Source organism: Paenibacillus mucilaginosus 3016 (genome assembly GCF_000250655.1).
GTDB classification, from domain to species: Bacteria; Bacillota; Bacilli; order Paenibacillales; family NBRC-103111; genus Paenibacillus_G; species Paenibacillus_G mucilaginosus.
This window is the reverse complement of record NC_016935.1, coordinates 5,937,065-5,957,082: the sequence shown is the minus strand read 5'-3', so window position 1 is coordinate 5,957,082 and position 20,018 is coordinate 5,937,065. Positions and strand designations below refer to the sequence as shown.

The 20,018-nt window shown below is 61.0% G+C and carries 12 protein-coding genes and 2 pseudogenes; 9 read left to right on the top strand and 5 right to left on the bottom strand.

Annotated elements, in window-relative coordinates:
* Positions 1 to 138: 138 nt before the first annotated feature.
* Positions 139 to 5,619: a HAMP domain-containing protein gene (locus PM3016_RS24275; RefSeq protein WP_014371321.1), complete on the top strand. Its 5,481-nt coding sequence runs from the start codon at positions 139 to 141 to the stop codon at positions 5,617 to 5,619.
* Between the two features lie 1,211 nt (positions 5,620 to 6,830).
* Here the strand turns inward: PM3016_RS24275 and PM3016_RS24265 are convergent.
* Positions 6,831 to 7,037 (bottom strand): hypothetical protein, encoded by a 207-nt coding sequence (locus PM3016_RS24265; RefSeq protein ID WP_013919269.1) that lies wholly within the window; start codon positions 7,035 to 7,037, stop codon positions 6,831 to 6,833.
* Between the two features lie 191 nt (positions 7,038 to 7,228).
* On the opposite strand from PM3016_RS24265, the gene PM3016_RS40195 reads away from it, so the two are divergent.
* From PM3016_RS40195 to PM3016_RS37560, 8 genes and pseudogenes are all read left to right on the top strand, one after another.
* Entirely contained in the window at positions 7,229 to 7,777 is a 549-nt protein-coding gene (locus PM3016_RS40195; RefSeq protein WP_238540313.1) for a hypothetical protein, read from the top strand.
* Complete coding sequence (locus tag PM3016_RS40190) at positions 7,723 to 8,292, top strand: hypothetical protein (protein WP_238540312.1); 570 nt, start codon at positions 7,723 to 7,725, stop codon at positions 8,290 to 8,292. The genes PM3016_RS40195 and PM3016_RS40190 overlap by 55 nt, the downstream gene beginning before the upstream one ends.
* Before the next feature lie 421 nt (positions 8,293 to 8,713).
* Positions 8,714 to 10,612 (top strand): DCC1-like thiol-disulfide oxidoreductase family protein, encoded by a 1,899-nt coding sequence (locus PM3016_RS24255; RefSeq protein ID WP_014371319.1) that lies wholly within the window; start codon positions 8,714 to 8,716, stop codon positions 10,610 to 10,612.
* 162 nt (positions 10,613 to 10,774) lie between these two features.
* Positions 10,775 to 11,755 carry an aldo/keto reductase gene (locus tag PM3016_RS24250; RefSeq protein ID WP_014371318.1) on the top strand — a complete coding sequence of 327 codons (981 nt, stop codon included), beginning with the start codon at positions 10,775 to 10,777 and terminating at the stop codon, positions 11,753 to 11,755.
* 303 nt (positions 11,756 to 12,058) lie between these two features.
* Positions 12,059 to 12,928, top strand: a complete 870-nt coding sequence (ku, locus tag PM3016_RS24245) for a non-homologous end joining protein Ku (RefSeq protein ID WP_014371317.1) — start codon at positions 12,059 to 12,061, stop codon at positions 12,926 to 12,928.
* 6 nt (positions 12,929 to 12,934) lie between these two features.
* Positions 12,935 to 13,459: pseudogene (locus tag PM3016_RS40185) on the top strand (ATP-dependent DNA ligase); the annotation flags it as partial.
* Positions 13,460 to 13,837: 378 nt separating this feature from the next.
* Positions 13,838 to 14,742 (top strand): annotated as a pseudogene (ligD, locus tag PM3016_RS24235) (non-homologous end-joining DNA ligase).
* 138 nt (positions 14,743 to 14,880) lie between these two features.
* On the top strand, positions 14,881 to 15,051 hold the full coding sequence (locus tag PM3016_RS37560) for a DUF2188 domain-containing protein (RefSeq protein ID WP_238540635.1): 171 nt from the start codon (positions 14,881 to 14,883) through the stop codon (positions 15,049 to 15,051).
* 347 nt (positions 15,052 to 15,398) lie between these two features.
* Here the strand turns inward: PM3016_RS37560 and PM3016_RS24230 are convergent, their stop codons facing one another.
* The 4 genes from PM3016_RS24230 to PM3016_RS24215 form a co-directional block, all read right to left on the bottom strand.
* Positions 15,399 to 16,130: a ZIP family metal transporter gene (locus PM3016_RS24230; RefSeq protein WP_013919260.1), complete on the bottom strand. Its 732-nt coding sequence runs from the start codon at positions 16,128 to 16,130 to the stop codon at positions 15,399 to 15,401.
* A gap of 183 nt (positions 16,131 to 16,313) precedes the next feature.
* Positions 16,314 to 17,414 (bottom strand): Ger(x)C family spore germination protein, encoded by a 1,101-nt coding sequence (locus PM3016_RS24225; RefSeq protein ID WP_014371314.1) that lies wholly within the window; start codon positions 17,412 to 17,414, stop codon positions 16,314 to 16,316.
* Positions 17,411 to 18,502 (bottom strand): GerAB/ArcD/ProY family transporter, encoded by a 1,092-nt coding sequence (locus PM3016_RS24220; RefSeq protein ID WP_013919258.1) that lies wholly within the window; start codon positions 18,500 to 18,502, stop codon positions 17,411 to 17,413. Before PM3016_RS24220 ends, PM3016_RS24225 begins: the two co-directional genes overlap by 4 nt.
* The gene (locus PM3016_RS24215) at positions 18,489 to 19,847 is read right to left on the bottom strand and encodes a spore germination protein (protein WP_014371313.1); all 1,359 of its coding nucleotides are present in this window, start codon (positions 19,845 to 19,847) and stop codon (positions 18,489 to 18,491) included. Before PM3016_RS24215 ends, PM3016_RS24220 begins: the two co-directional genes overlap by 14 nt.
* Positions 19,848 to 20,018 lie beyond the last annotated feature (171 nt).

Here is a 20,018-nt window from a genome sequence, read left to right as displayed (position 1 = left end):
CCGTTCGACATGCGTACCGGATCATACTTAGTTCATTGGTCGTAAGACATCGGGTGAGCCGGATAGTAAAATAGAAAGGATGAACGCTTCATATATAGCTGACAAGCTGCCGAATCTATCGACGAAAGGAACAGGATCATGTCGGACCAGGAACGTAATCAAGATTCTTCCGTTGATCAATTAGATACGGGGGAACTGCTGAACGCCTTGATGGCGCTGAAAAAAGGGAATTTTGCTTACCGAATGCCCTACGACCATACCGGGATTGCGGGCAAAGTTGCAGATACATTCAATGAGATTATGGACATGCAGGAGAGCCTGGCGACGGAGATCCATACGGTGGCCACCGTTGTCGGCAAGGAAGGCAAGCTCTCCCGCCGCTTCTCCCACAAGAACACCGGCGGGGACTGGGAGAAGGTGACCGAGTCGCTCAACGGCCTGGTCGTCGATCTCATCCAGCCGACCAGCGAGATGGTGCGCGTGATCAATGCGGTGGCGCAGGGCGACCTGTCGCAGACCGTCGAACTGGAATTCGAGGGCCGTCCGCTGACGGGCGAATTCCAGCGCACCGCGAACAACATCAACCGGATGGTGAACCAGCTCAGCACCTTTGCCTCCGAGGTAACGCGTGTCGCACGCGAAGTAGGCACCGAGGGAATCCTGGGCGGCCAGGCGGACGTCAAGGGCGTCTCCGGCACGTGGAAGGATCTCACGGACAGCGTGAATTATATGGCGACGAACCTGACCGACCAGGTGCGGAACATCGCCGCGGTCACGACGGCGGTGGCCAACGGGGATCTGTCGAAGACGATCACCGTCAGCGCGAAGGGCGAGATTCTCGAGCTCAAGAACACGATCAACACGATGGTGGACCAGCTCTCCACCTTCTCCTCCGAGGTTACGCGCGTGGCGCGGGAGGTAGGTACGGAAGGGAAGCTCGGCGGCCAGGCGGACGTGAAGGGCGTCTCCGGCACATGGCGCGATTTGACCGAAAGCGTTAACTACATGGCTTCGAACCTGACGAACCAGGTTCGCAACATCGCGGTAGTCACGACGGCCGTAGCCAACGGCGATCTTTCCAAGAAAATCACAATGGACGTGCAGGGCGAGATTCTCGAGCTCAAGGTCACGATCAATACAATGGTGGACCAGCTCTCCACCTTCGCCTCCGAGGTTACGCGCGTAGCCCGGGAAGTAGGTACGGAAGGGGAGCTCGGCGGCCAGGCCGACGTTCAGGGCGTATCGGGCACCTGGCGCGATCTCACCGAAAGCGTTAACTCGATGGCTTCGAACCTGACGAACCAGGTGCGCAACATCGCGGAAGTGACGACGGCGGTCGCCCAGGGCGATCTCTCGAAGAAAATCACGGTGGACGCGAAGGGCGAAATTCTCCAGCTGAAGAGCACGATCAACACGATGGTGGAGCAGCTCTCCACCTTCGCCTCCGAGGTGACGAGAGTCGCCCGCGAGGTATCGACCGAAGGGAAGCTCGGCGGCCAGGCGGATGTGCGCGGGGTCTCCGGCACATGGAAGGATCTGACGGACAGCGTAAATTACATGGCGGGCACGCTGACCGACCAGGTGCGCAACATCGCCGAGGTGACGACCGCGGTCGCGAAGGGCGACCTCTCGAAGCAGATCACGGTCAACGCCCGCGGCGAGATTCTCGAGCTCAAGAACACGATCAACACGATGGTGGAGCAGCTCTCGACGTTCGCCTCCGAGGTTACGCGTGTGGCCCGCGAGGTAGGTACGCTCGGGATGCTCGGCGGACAGGCCCAGGTGAAGGGCGTGGCCGGCACATGGCGTGATTTGACCGAAAGCGTAAACTACATGGCCTCCAACCTGACGGACCAGGTGCGCAACATCGCGGTCGTTACGACGGCGGTGGCGAACGGCGATCTCTCCAAGAAGATCACCGCGGACGTTCAGGGCGAGATGTTCGAACTCAAGAACACGATCAACACGATGGTGGACCAGCTCTCGACGTTCGCCTCCGAGGTTACGCGCGTGGCGCGCGAGGTTGGTACGGAAGGGAAGCTCGGCGGCCAGGCGCAGGTGAAGGGCGTCGGCGGCACGTGGAAGGATCTGACCGAAAGCGTAAACTACATGGCTTCGAATCTGACCGACCAGGTGCGCAACATCGCCGATGTGACGACAGCGGTGGCGAAGGGCGACCTCTCGCGCAAAATCACCGTCGACGTCAAGGGCGAGCTCCTCGAGCTCAAGAACACGATCAACACGATGGTGGACCAGCTCAACTCGTTCGCCTCCGAGGTTACGCGTGTGGCGCGCGAGGTAGGCACGGACGGCAAGCTGGGCGGCCAGGCGCAGGTGCGCGGCGTCGGCGGGATCTGGAAGGATCTCACCGATAACGTAAATATCATGGCGACCAACCTGACCGATCAGGTGCGGGGGATCGCGAAGGTCGTGACCGCGGTCGCGAACGGGAACATGAAGCAGAAGCTGACCGTGGAAGCGAAGGGCGAGATCGCCGAGCTCGCCGATACGATCAACAGCATGATCGATACGCTGGCGACGTTCGCCGACCAGGTTACGACCGTAGCGCGCGAGGTAGGTGCCGAAGGGAAGCTGGGCGGCCAGGCGAACGTGCCGGGGGCGGCCGGCACCTGGCGCGACCTCACGGATAACGTAAACTACATGGCGAGTACGCTGACGACCCAGGTTCGTGCGATCACCAATGTCGCTACGGCGGTAACGAAGGGCGACCTGTCGCGTTCGATCGACGTGGCGGCGGCCGGCGAGGTGGCCACGCTCAAGGACAACATCAACGAGATGATCCGCAACCTGAAGGAAACGACCCGGATCAACACCGAGCAGGACTGGCTCAAGACGAACCTGGCGAAGTTCTCGAGGCTGCTCCAGGGCCAGCGGGATCTGTATGCGGTCTGCCGCATGATTCTCTCCGAGCTTGCGCCGCTCGTCTCGATGCAGCACGGCGTCATCTACATCAACGAGCCGCGGGGCGGCGAGCCGGTGCTGGCGCTCTTCGCGAGCTACGCCTTCCAGCAGCGCAAGCATCTGTCGAACGAATACCGCGCGGGACAGGGACTTGTCGGCCAGTGCCTGATCGAGAAGCAGCGCATCCTGCTCACGAACGTGCCGGGCGATTATGTCGTGATCTCCTCGGGCCTCGGCGAGAGCACGCCGCTGAATATCGTGCTGCTGCCGATCATTTTCGAAGACCAGGTGCTGGCCGTGCTCGAGCTGGCGTCGTTCCGCAAATTCACGGAGATCGACATCGCCTTCCTCGACCAGCTCACCGAATCGATCGGGATCGTCATCAATACGATGCAGGCGAACCAGCGTACCGAAGAGCTCCTGATGCAGTCTCAGTCCCTCACCGAGGAGCTGCAGAAGCAGCAGCTGGAGCTGCAGAACACGAACGAGGAGCTCGAGGAAAAAGCCAAGCTGCTCGTCCTGCAGAAGGCCGAGGTCGAGAGCAAGAACAACGAGGTGGAGCTCGCCAAGCGCTTCCTCGAGGAGAAAGCCGAGCAGCTCGCACTGACCTCCAAGTACAAGTCGGAGTTCCTGGCGAACATGTCGCATGAGCTGCGGACGCCGCTGAACTCGCTGCTGCTGCTCGCCGAGCAGCTCGCGGAGAATCCGGACGCGAACCTGACGGACAACCAGGTGAAGTTCGCGGAGACGATCCAGGATTCCGGGCACGAGCTCCTCAATCTCATCAACGACATCCTCGATCTGTCGAAGATCGAGTCGGGCACGGTCACACCGGATTATGTCGAGACGACGATGAACGAGATCACGGCCAGCATCGAGCGGACGTTCCGTCATATGGCGGACGACAAGAAGCTTGACTTCAGGATCAAGGTCGAGCCGAATGTGCCGGGGACGATCGTCACCGATTCGAAGCGCCTCCAGCAGATTCTGAAGAACCTGCTCTCGAACGCTTTCAAGTTCACGGAAGAAGGCCAGGTGCAGCTGCTGATCCGGCAGGCGAACGGCGGCTGGAGCAAGGACCATGAAGCCCTGAACCGGGCGAAGCTCGTGCTCTGCTTCTGTGTCAGTGATACAGGCATCGGCATTCCGCCGGAGAAGCAGCAGATCATCTTCGAGGCGTTCCAGCAGGCGGACGGCAGCACGAACCGCACCTACGGAGGGACGGGCCTCGGTCTTGCGATCTCGCGCGAGATCGCGGCGATGCTGGGCGGCGAGATAACGCTCTACAGCGTCGAGAACACCGGCAGCACGTTCAACCTGTACCTGCCGCTCGATGCCGACGCACCGAGTCCGGAGCCGAAGCCGAAGTATGTGCCGGAGGTCATCGACGTAACGCCGCCGCAGAAGACGCGGCTGCTCCCCCGCAAGTCGGTCGCCGACATGATCGACGACCGCGAACGGATCCAGCCGGGGGACCGGGTGTTCCTGATTATTGAGGATGACCTGAAGTTCAATGAGATTCTGCTGGAGCTGCTCCACAAGCGGGGCATCAAGGCGGTCATTACGGCCAAGGGCTCCGATGCGCTTGAGCTCGCACAGAAATACAAGCCGACGGCCATCACGCTGGACCTGAGGCTGAAGGACATGGACGGCTGGCTCGTCATCGAGCATCTCAAGAACGACATCAACATCCGTCATATTCCGGTCTGCGTCATTACGGTCGAGGAAGACGAGATTCAGCTCATGCAGAAGGGCGTCCACGATTATATCTGCAAGCCGGTGTCCAACGAAGAGCTGGAGAATGCGCTCGACAAGCTGAATCAGTTCGCCGACCGCGCGGTGCACCATCTGCTCGTTGTGTCCTCCGACCCCAAGCAGCGGCAGGAGTGGGTCGAGACGATCGGCGGCGACGATGTGATCGTGACGGCCGTGGATACGGGGCGGAAGGCCCTGCAGCAGCTGAAGGCCAAGGAGTACGACTGCGTGCTGGCGGATAACGCCCTTACGGATCTGAACGTTCTCCAGTTTGTGCGGGAGATGCAGAAGAACGCGAAGAACAAGTACATGCCGGTCGTCATCAACCGGACCCGGAAGCTGACGCCGGAGGAAGAGAGCGAGCTCGAAGAGCTCCTGAAGTCCGCCGTAATCAAGGAAGTGAACACGCCGGTGCAGATCATGGACGAGACCAGCCTGTTCCTCCACCGGAAGGCGGAGGATCTGCCCGCGGGCTCCCGCGAGACGCTGGTGAAGCTGCATCAATCCGACGAGATGATCAAGTACAAGAAGGTGCTGGTCGTCGATGACGATATCCGTAATATTTTTGCGCTGACGACGATTCTCGAGCGGCACAACATGAAGGTGGTGCCGGCTGAGAACGGGTATGACGCCATCAACATTCTCGAGACGACGCCGGATATCAAGATCATCCTGATGGATATCATGATGCCGGTGATGGACGGGTATGAGACGACCCGCGCGATCCGCGAGATGCCGGAGTTCAAGGACCTGCCGATCATCGCGCTCACGGCGAAGGCCATGAAGGGCGACCGGGAGGCGTGCCTCGAGGCCGGCGCCTCGGACTATATCACGAAGCCGGTGAATTCGGCGCAGCTGCTCTCGATGATCCGCCGCTGGCTCGATGCCGTGGAAGGAACGGAGCCGGAGCAGGGGATCGGGTACCCCAACGTCCTGAGCTAGCAGGCAGACTGCGGGCGCAGGGTCGGGAGGAGCAGCGAGCGGCACGGGAAACTGTACGGCAAATCAGTACTGCGCGACAAAGCAGTACGCAAAGCAGGCGTAAGCAGTACAACAGAGCAGTACGTCAAAATAGTACGTCAAAACAGCACGGGACACCGCTCTCGTGCTGTTTTGGTTTGTGCAGACATTGGAGCAGGAGCAGCATGCTGCTTGGGCGGCGGGGGACGTTCTTCCGTGCGGTTTCATTTTGTTCGGACATCGGTGTGTGAGCAGTATGATGGTGGGGGGCGAGGGACGGGCGTATGGCCGCACGGCATTGTTGGGGTGCAGAGGAGCGGAGAGTTTGCCTTTAGACGGATCGAGCACGACGGGGCGTTATGAGATAATGCGAATTTCTTTGTAAGGTGAAGTATGGGGGAATCGACGGGGCAGTCGGAAGGCAGGATGTGGGAAGTCGTGGATACAGCATTTTAGCGATACACAAGGCGGGGCAGAGGAGAGGTTAGTCTGATGAAGGAGCCGAAAGTATACTATGGAGAGCCGTGGGTTGAGCATCTTGGCGGGAAGTAGATGGTGAACGGGAAAGTGAGAAGTCCAGGCATGAGCCGAGAATAAAACCGGGTGGCGGCAAGCTGTATAGGGGGAAGGGCGTGGAGAACGAGCGGGAAGGGTGTTCTGCTCGATAAAAAGAAGCGAGAGAAGCAGTTGGGCATGCGGCAATCAGGCTCTCCTACACTGCAGGGAGAAGATAGCGGAAAAGAGATGCGTTATTTGTATATTTCCCGCTATTTCCCAAACAATAACGGAACTCAGGTATCTTATCTAAGCGTTGCAGGCAGCGAAACCGCCTTATGCCCGGAAATAGCGCATCGGAGTTCCTCTATGCGAGATTCCGGTCGTTCCAAGAGGGGAATAGCGTACCTGAGTTCCTCTATAGTGAATTTCGGGTTCTTGCAAATGGAAAAAGGACGCATCTTCGTTCCTCTGCTCGACAATCTTGTTCTTCCCAAGGGAATTGCGCGATCCATTTTCCTATATCGAGAGTTGGGTCTTTTCATCAAAAAGGGGATGGCGCATCAGCGTCTCTCTCTATCCGAAGCGGGCCCCTCGATCAGCTGCCGATCGGCCGGCCGGCTGCAAAGTCACAGGTGGCAGCGGTTTGTACTGCGGTCGGCCGGTGAGATGCAGTGCGCATGGCTCAAGAGCGGCTCCTACCGGGAGGCGAGATAGTACGCTTTTTCTTCCTTCCCTTGGGCATTCTTCAGGGGCAGGTATTTGACCTGGTTCGTGCTCACGAGAAGAGGCAGCTCTTCCATTACCTGAGGAACCGGCAGGCTGGTCATCAAGGACAGGCCGTAGGCGCTGACGAACCGGTCGCGCTTTAGGGCATCCAGAATTTTTTGCTGTGCATCGGTCATGGCGAGCCCTCCTCTTAAGGTCATCTCATCTTAGTTATACTCTCATCCTATGAAAAAAGTTCTCTTCTTATTTCTTAAGAAAGGATAAAGAAGGAAATCATGCCGGGAATGTGATAGACTTTGGGCAAGAGCATGGAGGGACAGGAAGAAGCTTACAGCTATACATATAGGCAGAATCGGGGGAATGTGGTGTGCAGGAAAAGATCAGGCGGGCGGGGACGGGCAGCCAGGTCCTGACGCTGGTGTTTGGGATGTGGCTGACGGCAGGCATGTTCCTGGAACGGTGGGAGAACAGCCGGGCCGCGGCTGGTGAAGCGGATAGGCTGGCCGGGGGCGGAGGAACGGAGCTGCTGCTCTACTCCGGCTTGGCGGCCTCCATCCTGTGGCTGGGCTGGTTTATGGTTCGGGGCAAGCTTCTGCACGGAAGCTGGAAGTCCGGTTTGCCGGACGGGTATGGAGCGGGGCTGGCCGGAGCCGGACTGTTTCTGCTCGGGAGCCTCGGCGGCCTGCTGTGGCAGCTGGCGGGAGAACTTCAGCCGGGCGGGATCGAAGAACACTATTCGCCAAACCCGGCTGCTGCAGACTGCAGGAGCCGTGCTGCTCGTAACCTCCCCGTTCCGGGCGGTATGGCGGCTGCCCGGCCGTGTTCCCCGGGCGGGGGGAGCTGTGGCCGGGGCTGCTGTCATTGGCTCTCGGCACTTCGATCGCCGCACTCGCTCTCAGCTCTCACTGGATGCTGAACAGCGGATCGACCTCCCGGTCCGGGCTGGAACGCCTCGGCAGCGAACTGGAACCTCTGGCGACCGGTCTCCGGGAGAGCCTGTACGGGACTGTTATCGAGCACGGGCTGGCCGGAGTCCTGCTGACTTCCGCCCTGCTCACCGTCCCCCTGGTGTGGAGCGTCAACCGGTGGAAGCTGCCTTTTGGCAGTTTGTTCATCCTCTTCACCGTACCGGTGCTGTTCATGTGCATCCCGGGCCAATCCGCGTATATGGCCCCTGCAGGGATCGTCACCGGCCTCGCGGCGGATCTGCTTTACGGGTTCCTGGGCGCATCGCACAGGAACAATTGGAAGAAGCATGTGCTTGCTGCGCTGGTGCCGCTGCTCTTGACGGGTGCCTTCTTGGTGCTTGAGCACCTTCGGGATGGCCTGGGCTGGCCGCCCGCCCTGTGGAGCGGAGCTATGGTGCTCTCGGCGCTGCAGGGGATTGTGCTCAGCCACCTGGTCGCGATGAACAAGGAAGACTCGGCATAAGGAAGCCGTGCGCGTCCGCCGGAAGGATTGGATGGAGAGCTCGGGAGTAAAAAAATAATCCGGGTGAGGCCGTTCGTGTACGGTTCATCCTGTAGTATCCCGCCGCGATTGCGTGCGGGATGTTTGGCATGCCCTGAACGCTCATAGAAGTGAGTGGGGGGATGGACAGCATGCATGAACCTACCGCGGCCGCGAAGGCACGAAAAGCCTAATCATGCCCTGACCCCGCCGCGGGTGGCTTGCCAGGCTTGTCCTGCGCTAAACCCGACTCACGTAATAAGGCCTCTCCACCGCTGTACTCCTTCCGGCACCATGCCTCTTATTGTATAAGGTTTGGGCAAGGTTCCGGACGGGTAATGAAGGGGGACAGAAGGGCACAGCGCCGTGCCCTTCCGATTCCCGAAAGCGGGGGGTGAGAGCGGTGAGACAAAAGCTGAACGGATGGTTTGAAAAGCAGGTGAGCCCGCTGCCGCTGGCTTGGTTCCGCATCGCCTTTTCGCTGGTTCTCTTCGCGGAGATCGGGCAAATGTATGCATTCCGGCACCTTCTGTTCGACCCGATGCCTTATGTGCTCGAGAGCATCATCCCTTCAGCGCCGCTGCTGTGGGTATGGCTGGCCGCCACAGCCTGCCTGCTGATCGGGTATCGCACCCGTACGGCGGCCATCGTCCAGTACGCGCTGGCCGTCATCGTGCTGGGCTTCGGCGCCTATACGCACGGGCGGGATTGGCAGAGCGATTCGCTGCTGCTGACTGCCTCGCTTCTGCTTGTCTTCATGCCGGCCGGGCGTGCGCTGTCCGTGGACAGGCTTCTTGAACGCCGTGCCCGGGCAGCCTTGAAGCAGGAAGACCACGGTCCGGCTCCCGTGTCCTATCTCTACACCGTCTTCCTGGTGCTGACCGTGGGCTTGTTCTACCTTGATTCGGCTTTTTTCAAGCTGTCTTCGCCGATGTATCTGAGCGGCCTCGGCGTGTGGGGGCCGGCTTCGCTTGCCATCAATGCCTTCTACGACGTGTCCTGGCTGACGGAGCGCCCCCTGCTCGTCCGGACCTTGAGCTACACGGTGACGATCTTTGAGGCGCTGTTCATCTTCCTCTTCTGGTTCCGGCCCTTGCGGCTGCCGCTGATCCTCGCGGGAATCGCTTTTCATCTTGGCGTGATGGTCACCCTGCCGATCCCCGCCATCTCTCTGATGACGGTCAGTCTCTATGCCGGCATGATCCCGGCCCGGGTGGGAGAGAAGATCGCCGGGAGCTTACGGGTGCGCCGTCCCAAGCTCAAGGTCTATTACGACCGGCTGTGCCCGCTCTGCCGCCAGACGGCAGCCGTGCTGCAGGCGCTGAATCCGCGTCAGGCGGCCGCCTGGCTGCCGCTGCAGGAGCATGCGGCGCAGGAGCCGAAGCTGGCCGGACTGCCGGAGGAGGAGCTGCTGCACGACATCCGCGCGGTGGATACGGCAGGACGGGTCTACCGGGGCGTGGATACCTATATCGCGGTCTTCCACACGTCCGGCTGGCTCGCCCCCTTCGGCCTGCTGCTGTCACTCTGGCCTGTGAAGCCTGCCGCCCGGCGGATCTACGATGCGGTGGCCGGGCGACGGGCCCGAGAGGGCGGCTGCCGCGACGGGGTATGCTCGCTGCGCAGGCCTGCGCCTGCAGACCGGCAGCCTGACGATTTGGAAGAAGGCCTGTCCCGCACGGGGCGGCGGTGGGCAGCCGGGTTCCTCGCCGTCTGGCTGATCTCGTTCGGAATGATTTTTCTCAGCTCCCCGGTGCTCCGGGTCTATGTGCTGGGGGATACTCCCCTCGTGAGAGGGCTTAAGGCAGCCTCCCAGGAGTACAAACAGCTGGTCTACCCCTGGACCGGCTGGACCTCGCATAATGTGTTCATGGATGAGCACTTTGAAGGGTATGCGTTTCAGACGATGCTCGTATACGAGAAGAACGGGGTCAGGGAGGTGCTGCCGATGAACCGGCAGGAAGGCGCCGCCGCCTACACCGGGGGCTACGCGCTGGGACGCCTGTGGGAGATCTGGACGTTCGAGACGGTGAAACCGGGTCTGCCGCTCGAACAGACCGAACGCAACCTGCTGCGGTTTGCGGCGTACTGGGTGCACCGGCAGGGGAAGGACATGAACGGGGCGAGAATTGCCGTGCTGCAGCGCCGGCAGGAGGTCTCGCTGACGGAGTGGCACCCGCACCGTCTTCAGGCGAATGTAACCGCAGCCTGGATCGAGGCGGGATCGATCGAAGGAGCGCCGGGCGCCATGAAGCTTACGCTCCGGAAGCCCGCAGACCGCTGGTCTTATATGGGGGGCTGAACGGGAGACGGCGCCGGCGAACGGTCAGTTACCTGCGGGTAACTTAATCACTGCAGGGGGAGCAGCAGCGGTAAAAGTGCGTACTGGGCAGGCCTCCTCCTGTAGGGTAAGATGAAGCTGTAAGCGATTGCGGATCATCCATCGACGGGGAGGAATGAAGGGATGAAGACCACCTATCTGGGCAAATCCGGCCTGAAAGTCAGCCGCCTGTGCCTGGGCACGATGAATTTCGGCGTGGACACCGATGAGAAGGAAGCGTTCCGCATCATGGATGCGGCGGTGGATGCAGGAGTGAATTTCTTTGATACGGCCAACATTTATGGCTGGGGTGAAAATGCAGGACGGACCGAGGAAATCATCGGACGCTGGTTCGCCCAGGGCGGCGGCCGGCGGGAGAAGGTGGTGCTCGCCACCAAGTTCTACGGGGACATGAGCGATGCCGCCGACGGCCCGAACGGCCAGGGCGGCCTGTCGGCCTACAAGCTGCGCCGCCACCTCGAGGGCTCGCTGCGCCGCCTGCAGACCGACCACATCGAGCTGTACCAGATGCACCACGTCGACCGCAATGTCTCGTGGGACGAGCTGTGGGAAGGGTTCCAGGTGGCCCTGTACAGCGGCAAGATCGGCTACGTCGGCTCCAGCAACTTCGCTGGACGCGATCTCGTGAAGGCCCAGTACGAAGCGAAGTCGCGCGGCATCCTGGGCCTCGTGTCCGAGCAGCACAAGTACAGCCTGCTGTGCCGGCTGCCGGAGCTTGAGGTGCTCCCGGCGGCAGAGGAGCACGGCATCGGCGTCATCGCCTGGAGTCCGCTCGACGGCGGCCTGCTCGGCGGGGGCGCGCTGAACCCGGCGCCGGGCTCGAAGCGCGCGAACAACCCGGAGCGCGCGGAGAAGCACCGCGCGCAGCTCGAAGCGTTCGCGGGCCTGTGCCGCGAACTAGGGGAGAGCGAGGCGAACACCGCACTCGCATGGACGCTGGCCCATCCGGCGATGACGGCCCCGATTATCGGGCCGCGGACGCTGGAGCAATTCGAGCAGTCGCTGCGCGTGGTGGATATTGAGCTTGGCGAAGAAGTGCTGCACCGGCTCGACGAGATCTTCCCGGGCCCGGGCGGGGAAGCGCCGAAGGCGTACGCCTGGTAAGCCGCTGAACCGTCAGCAGCAGGCGGGACAGCTGAGGGGCAGGCCCATCCCCTAACGCAGGCCGAGCCGATGTCATCTTTTGTTTGCCTAAGCCATACGGCAGATCACCAAAAAGGGTCAGCCGCCGCTTGTAAAGTAGGGAACAGCGGGGGATTCAGCCGGAGCCGGAAGGGGCTCCGGCTTTTTGGGCATTCCTCCGGTCCCGCTCTTGATTGACATCCGGTCCCTCCGGTTAATGAGAGGTATACGGGCGGGCCTGCGTGAAGCAGCGCCGCCGAAGAGGAGCGAGAAGGAGGGGGAACGATGCAGACACTGTGGAAAGGGGCCGTGAGCTTCGGACTCGTCAACGTGCCCGTCAAGATGTACACCGCCACCCAGGAGAACGACATCCCGATGCGGATGCTGCACAAGGAGCACAAGGTGCCGATCCACTATTCCCGCACCTGCCCCAAATGCGCGGAGGAGGTCAAGTGGAGCGACATCGTTAAGGGCTATGAATACGAGCCCGGCAAATACGTAACCTTCGAGAAGGAGGAGCTCGAGGAGCTCGCCTCCGAAACGTCGCGGGAGATCCGCATCCTCGATTTTGTGGATCTGGAGGAGATTGATCCGATCTATTTTCAGAAAACGTATTATCTCGCTCCCGAGGAGACGGGCACCCATGCCTACGGCCTGCTGGTGGAAGCGCTGAAGAGCACGGAGAAGATCGGCATTGCGAATATTGCGCTGCGCGGCAAGGGCAGCCTGGCGGCGCTCCGGGTCATCGGCGATGTGCTGTCGCTCGTCACGCTCTACTATGAGGAGGAGATCCGGGAGAAGGAGGAGATTCCGAACTTCCCGGAGCCCGCCAAGGTGGACAAGCGGGAGCTCGAGATGGCGAAGTCGCTGATCGAGCAGCTGTCCGCACCGTTCGATCCCGGCAAGTATGAGGATGAATACCGGGAGAGGCTCCTGCAGGCCATCGAGCAGAAGGTCGAGGGCCGGGAGATTACGACCGCACCGGAGGAAAAGGAGAAGAAAGTCGTCAACCTGATGGAAGCCCTCCAGGCGTCGCTGAACGAGATGAAGGCGGCCCAGTCGACGGACCGGGGGACGCAGCGCGCCCCGGCTTCCGGCCAGGGGAAGCCAAAGACCCGCCGGGCCAAGCCGCGCTCGAAGCGGACGGGAGCGTAACGGGGCATGCCCGTCTTCAAGCCGATGGCCCCGATCCTGACGGACCGGCTTCCGCAGGGGGACGAGTGGGGCTACCAGCTCAAGTGGGACGGATTCCGGATCCTGGCCCTTGTCGATGAGGGGAGGGTGGAGCTCGTCTCCAAGTACGGCCTGCCCAAAACAAAAACGTACCCCGATCTTGTCCGCGTGCTGTCGCGTCTGCCGGGTCGCTTCCTGCTCGACGGCGAAGCGGTCCTGCTCGACCCGGCCACCGGCAGGCCGAGCTTCCAGCGCATGCAGCAGCGCGACAAGCTGGCCGACCCGGCGCTCATCCGGCGGGCTGCGGAGCGGTCCCCGGTGCAGTACGTCGCCTTCGACCTGCTGCAGCTCGGCGGCAGGGACCTCCGCGGACGGCCGTTCCGGGAGCGCCATGAAGCGCTGGATCAGCTCGCGGCCGACTGGGAGCCCCCGCTCTGCACCGCCCAGCTGTTCCCGGACGGGGATGCGCTCTGGGACTGGGTCTGCGAGCGGGAATGGGAGGGGGTCATCGCGAAGCGGCTGGACAGCCCGTATGCCGAGGGCAAGGATCACCGGGACTGGTTCAAGCGCAAGACCGCCCTCCGGCTCGAAGCGGAAGCGGTCGGCATCGTGTACCGCGAAGGCCGGGTGGCCTCGCTCGTCCTCCAGCAGGGCGGGAAGTATCTCGGCCGGGCCTCGTCCGGGCTGGATGCCGCCGCGAAGCGGGAGCTCGGCCGTCTGCCGACGGTGCCCGCGGCCGGGCCTCGGTCCGGGGAGCTGCCCGAGGGCCTGCGCGGAGCGGAGATCCGCTGGCTGGCGGAGCCCCCTGCCCGTCACCGTGAGCGGCCGGGAGCTGACCGAAGCGGGACTGCTGCGGCACCCGAAACTGCTGGCGATCGGAGGGAAAGCGATATGACGGACGAACGCGGCATCGTTCAAGTGGACGGTGTGGAAGTGGAGATCTCCCGCCCGGACAAGCTGCTGTGGCCGGAGCCCGGCATCACGAAGCTGATTTACCTGCAGAAGCTGGCGGCCCTGTCGCCTTATCTGCTGCCGTACTGCCGGGACCGGCATCTGACAACACGGCGGTTCCCGCATGGGGTGCAGGGCAAGTTCTTCTACCAGAAGAACGCTCCCGGCGGCAGGCCCGATTATGTGAGGACCCATCTCTATGAAGGGGTGGAGTATGTCAACCTCGATTCGCTGCCGGTGCTGCTGTGGCTCGGCAACCTGGCGGCGCTGGAGTTCCATCCGTCCTTCGAGACGGTGCATGGCGAGGAGCCGCAGGAGTGGGTCATCGACGTGGATCCGAGCGGGAGGGCGACCCCCGTCTCATGGAGGCGGCCGCCCGGGTCGGAGAGGCGCTGGAAGGGATGGGCCTGTGTTCGTTCCCCAAGACCTCCGGAGCTTCGGGCGTTCAAGTCGTGGTCCCGCTGACGGAGGGACATACCTTCGAGGATCTGCACCGGGTCGGCGGGTTTCTCGCCCGCTTTCTGGCCGAGAAATTCCGTACCCTGTTCACAGTGGAGCGGCTGCTGAAGGAGCGGGAAGGGCGGATCTACCTCGACTACGTGCAGGTGGCGGCGGGCAAAAGCATGGCGGCACCTTATACGCCCAGGGCGACGCCGGAAGCCACGGTATCAACGCCCCTGACGTGGGACGAAGTGAAGACAGGCGTCTCCCCGAAGGCGTTCCATCTGCTCTCGATCGAGAAGCGGCTGGCCGAGAAGGGCGACCTGCTCGCACAGGCGGAGCGGCAGTCGCTGGCGCCGATTCTGAAGTTTCTGGAGAAGCGCCCGGCTGCCTTGGGGAGATAGGGAATTGAATCCCGTATGGGGTATACGGTCAGCATCAGGGGAGCGGAGCCTTTACCATTTGTAAGGAGGAAGTCCGATGACGGAGGATAAAAGAAGCACCGTGGTGCATACGACCCAAACCCGGACGGGGGATGGGATATCCAGCAGAACGGCGAGAAGGTAAGCCACCGCCGGACGAAGGAGGCGGCGGAGAAGCGGGGAAGGGAAGAAGCCAGGAAGGACAGGACGGAACACAAGATTCACAATACGGACGGGAAGATCGCCGAATCGAATTCTTACGGCAGGGATCCTTACCCGCCGAAGGGCTGAGCGTGGAGCCGCTGCAGGCAGCACGCCATGTATGCAGACACCTCTGACCCTGTATGGACCGCGGTGAGGCAGGGACCTGCCAAGACGGGGTGAAGAACAGCCGGCCCGCCGCCTCCCAGCGGTTCCGGTAGAGCCGCTGCACATCTTATAGTTCTTATAAAACGCGCGTCGTCCTTGAAGGACGACGCGCGTTTATCTTGGATCCTCAGTAAGAGGCGGGCTTCAAGCGGCTGGACGGAAGTTCAGCAGATATGTACGCCATCCGATTTGTTCGTCCGTCCCACCTTCCCCGAATGACGGCGGGGCAGGTACCCCAACTGAGGGGCTGTCCGTTCCCGGTGGACAGATCAGCCGAACCAGTAGCTTATGTACACCATGACGAGCAGCCCCAGAATGAACGAGTAGGTGGACTGCCTCTCATAGCCGTGCCCGTGCGTCTCCGGGACCAGTTCCTTGTAGACGATGAACATCATGGCACCGGCGGCGAAGGCAAGGCCGTAGCCGACCAGGGACTGGATGTAGCTCGCCGTGAAGTAGCCGACCACGGCCGACACCATCTCCATGAGTCCGGTCAGGGTGACGAGCAGGAAGGATCGCAGCCTGCTGACCTTGGAATTCAGAAGGAACACGGCAAGGACGAGGCCTTCGGGCATGTTCTGGGCGCCGATCGAGATGGCGACCATGGGGCCGAGCCCCTCGTTGGCGCTGGCATAGCTGAAGCCGGTGCTCAGGCCCTCCGGGATGTTATGGATGAAGAGGGCGATGATGACGAGCAGGGACTTCGAGTCGAACTGCGAGATGCCCGAATCGTTCTCCACGTCAATGTGGGGAATGTTCTTCTCAATAAGATCGAGCACGAAGATACCGATGAGCAGGCCGATCGTCAAGGCGGCGATTCCGGATTCTTCGATGGCCTGGGGCATCAGGCCGAAGGTCGAAGCGGATACCATAATGCCTGCCGTGAAGGCGATGAGAATATCCTTCCACTTCTCCGACAGTGTCTTCACGAAGAACAGGGGTACCGCGCCAAGGACGGTAGCCATGGCGGAGATCAAGCTTCCGAGCAGTGCGGTTTCCATCGTTTTGTCCCCCCTTTCTGCGCTGAACCGCTACTCTTCATAGTACAGGAAAGCGTAGGCCGCGGGCAACGGGGGGAGGAAAAGAATGCCAGCATGGACGGCCGCATTCGGCCCCCGTGCCTAAGGATGGCCTCAATCCTGGCCTCAGTCTTGGCCTCAATCCTGGCTTCACCCAGCAGCGGCCTACAGGATGACTCCGGTCGAGCGGATCTGTACCTTCGCTTGAACCGTGAACGACGCCCCCGGATACAGCTCTTTCCACGAGCCGCCGGGATGGCGGGCTTCGTAGTGGAGCCCGAGCCCCAGCGGATCCGTATCCCACTGCTGCAGCTTGGTGAGCAGGGCACGGACATCTTTGGAAAGCTTCTCCGTATAAGCCGTCTCCAGCTCCCTCAGTTCAGCTCCCGACAGGGAGGTAACCATGCGCGTTTCCTCCAGCATGCCGCTCAGATGCAAGTGGAAGACCACCTGTGTCCCGCCTTCGCCGCTGCTTATGATCCGGTACCAGCTGTTCGTCTGGTCCAGGTTGAGGGCCAGACGGTTTTCTTTCCACATGAGATTGAGGTTGGTTCTCACGTGGCGCCGGGTCAGGATATTGTACAGCTTGGTTTCGTCGGGCGTCAGGGTGCCGGCCGTCTGTTTTTTTCGCAACACCGCGAGCTTGTTGATGTTGAACTGCTTCCCTTTGTACTCCACGATGGGAAGGGCGGGGCTCCAGCCCGGTTCGTACAGCTTGCGGTGAAGATCGAACAGGTAGGCCGGCACGATGAACGGCGACTCCGTCCCTTCCCGGCTCAGGGCGAGGAACAGGGCTTTGCCCGGAACCCGTTCCGTCTTGATCTTCTGCTTGAGAATATCGTAGGCCGTAGGCTGGGCCAGCGCCGTAAGGCTGACGAGCTGAATATCCCTTCTGCGCACCGCCCAGTCGACCGCATAAGCGAGGGCATCCGGACTCAGCTTCTCCCCGAACAGCAGCCCCTTCGTATGGCCGAAGTCCAGCTCCTTGTCCACCTTGGACTTGGCCAGACGCAGACTCTCGGCAATGGATCCGGCCTCGATCGTAATCAGGTCGAACTCCTGGCCGCCCTGCTTCGGATCGCCCTGCGGGATGGCGGCCTTCAAAGTGATCTTCATCCGGTCTTTGGAGCCCGGTACGGGATCAATGCCTATAGCCACGACGAACAGCCTTTTGTCGATATCCTTGAGTTGGCTGCAGCCCGCGGTCAGCAGCAGTGCCGCAAGAACGAAGGGCATCCGCAGTCCGGGCAGCAGGCTCCGGATCATCGGAACCACCTCTTCCGGACCGCCCAGACGGCGGCCACCGAGAGGGCGAATTCACCGAGGAGGCGGATCTGCAGGTACACGATGGCAAAATGCAGCAGCGTCTCCTGGTCCATGAGCATCATAAGCAGGGCGGACAGAGCGAAGCAGCCGATCACCGTATAGGAGCGGGCCCCGGACTTCAGCCTGCGCTTGAACGGCAGGATGATCTCCACAATGTGAAAAGCAACATGCCAGTGGACGATGACGCTGATCAGCGACATTGTGATGTAGAAGAGATAGAACACGAACACCAGCCGCTCCACCAGAAAGAACTCGATATGGATCGAATCCGCGGTAGAAAACCACGGATACACATGCTTGTCGACGCCCGCTGACCCGAGCAGCCCGATGGGGATGAGCAGGCTCGTCAGGAGCGTCATCACCCCCGGCACGGCGATGATCCACAGATGCCGAAGCTTCAGCTTGAAGCTTTTGAACGCCCGGTGAAAGACCGCCATGTTGGTGTATCCCGTAAAAATAAACGTGGCCGCGGACATCGCTTCGAAGGTCGGAAAGCCCCAGCCGGAGCGGACCGTCTTCAGGACCGCATCCCAGCTGAAACCCGGGTTCAGCATGGTTTTGCCCAGAAAGAAAGCCATGAAAGGAATCATGAGCACCGTCAGGGTTTCCAGGGCAAACAGGATGGCATTGCTCTTCATCCGCGCACTGTAGATAACGACCGCCAGAAAACCGCTCATAATGAGGTACTTCGAGGTGTCCGGCGAGATATAGCGCAGCGTAATGTCAACGAAGGAAAGCAGCGTAATCGAACCCGCCATATACCAGACGAACGCAAAGCCGAACAGCAGCGGCGGCGCCGCCCACTTCGGGAGCAGCCGGTAAAGCCGCTCGGGCAGGGTCTCGTTTCCCAGCTTCATCACGGACCGGGATGTGAAGTAGAGCATCAACAGACCGGCGGGGATGCTGAGGAGTAGGGCGGTCATGACATCCTGGGACCGGTGGTTGATGAGCGTCCGCGGCACATTGTTGATGACGTTGATGAGGGCATTGAGCAGAACGAGATAATAGAAGTGCCTACTTTCGGCCAAGGGGAATCACGTCCTTCCACGGAAGCTTCACCGAAATACGCAGATAAGGCTGACCGAAGCTTTCGAGATTCGACAGATACATCACCAGCGCGATGAATCCGAGGACGATGCCGACCAGTCCGAAGATCGAAGCCAGGAAGATGAATCCGTACTTCAGCACCCGGATCGAGAAGTTCATCATCGTAATGGGGATCACGAAGTTCGAGATCGCCACGGCGGACACGATGATGACCATGATGTTGCCGACCAGGCCCGCTTCCGTCGCCGCCTGCCCGAGAATCAGACCGCCGACGGTGGTGGCTGTCGGTCCGACCGCCTTGGGCAGCCGCAGGCTCGCTTCGATGAGGAATTCCATCATGAGCAGCATGAACAGGACCTCGACGAACGAGGGGTACGGTACGCTGGCCCGGGAGCCGGCGATGAGCAGGGTGAGCTGGTCCTTCAGAATCTCGGGATTGTACGAGGTGAAGGCAATATAGAAAGCCGGCAGCGTCAGCGTCAGGAACAGGCCGATGTAGCGGATGATCTTCAGGAACTGGCCGACGATGCGGAACTGGTACACGTCGTCCATGGAAGTGAAGAAGTCGTCGAACACCGAAGGAAGAATCAGCGCGAAGCCGGTGGTGTTCACCAGGACGCCGATCCGCCCGCAGGCCAGATTCTGCACGACCCGGTCCGGTCTTTCGGTAACCATCAGCTCCGGGAACAGCTGGATGCTCTGGGTATTGAGCTGCTTCTGCAGCTGGGCCGCCGACTGGATCAGGTCCACATCGATGCGCCCCAGCCTGGCCTTGAGCTCCTGCAGTATTTTGGGATCGACCCGCTGCGTGTCATAGATCAGTGCGATCTTTGTCCGGGACGTCCGCCCCACGGAGCCGGTCTCCACCTTGAGCCGCTCGCTTTCATACCGCCTGCGGACCATATTGATGTTCACGTCGATATCTTCATTGAAGGCATCGGCCGGACCTTGAACAATCGATTCCACCGACGCGTCGGAAATGCCGCTTGTGGCCGCATAGGCGGCTTCGTACAGGTAGATCCGTTCCTCCAGCAGGATGACGGTGAAGCCCTTGAGCACCTGGCCCACCGCCTGCTCCGAGCCGAATGGCTGAGTCACGCCCGGCAGCGACCAGAGATAGCCGGCGAAGCTCCCGGATGCACCCATCTCGAAGAAAGGGGCGATCAGGGAATGGGTGATCTTCTTGCTGTCGCACAGGCTCTTGAGATAGAGCACGGTCATGGAGCGGCCGCCGCCGGACAGCGTCCGGTACTCGAGGTCCGTGTTGTCACGATAGGTCTCGTGAACCGAAGACATGATGTCATCTGCCGGGATGCTGCCCCTCATCCGTTTCTTCCCCTCCAGGCTGATCTGATGTGCATAGGGTTCCCAAATCCCGAGATTTAAAACAAAATAATCCAGTAATTACAGTCCATTAGGAAACCGGTTTCTATTCTTTCGTCCGTTTGTTCCACAAAATCCTTCTTCTTCTGCGAAGAGGTCAACGGAATACGGGCA

What these genes read in the sequence shown, in the direction of transcription:
- PM3016_RS24275 (WP_014371321.1), top strand. Translation starts at nt 139, where the DNA reads ATGTCGGACCAGGAACGTAATCAAGATTCTTCCGTTGATCAATTAGAT.
- PM3016_RS24265 (WP_013919269.1), bottom strand. Translation starts at nt 7,037, where the DNA reads ATGACCGATGCACAGCAAAAAATTCTGGATGCCCTAAAGCGCGACCGG.
- PM3016_RS24250 (WP_014371318.1), top strand. Translation starts at nt 10,775, where the DNA reads ATGAAGACCACCTATCTGGGCAAATCCGGCCTGAAAGTCAGCCGCCTG.
- ku (WP_014371317.1), top strand. Translation starts at nt 12,059, where the DNA reads ATGCAGACACTGTGGAAAGGGGCCGTGAGCTTCGGACTCGTCAACGTG.
- PM3016_RS24230 (WP_013919260.1), bottom strand. Translation starts at nt 16,130, where the DNA reads ATGGAAACCGCACTGCTCGGAAGCTTGATCTCCGCCATGGCTACCGTC.
- PM3016_RS24225 (WP_014371314.1), bottom strand. Translation starts at nt 17,414, where the DNA reads ATGATCCGGAGCCTGCTGCCCGGACTGCGGATGCCCTTCGTTCTTGCG.
- PM3016_RS24215 (WP_014371313.1), bottom strand. Translation starts at nt 19,847, where the DNA reads ATGAGGGGCAGCATCCCGGCAGATGACATCATGTCTTCGGTTCACGAG.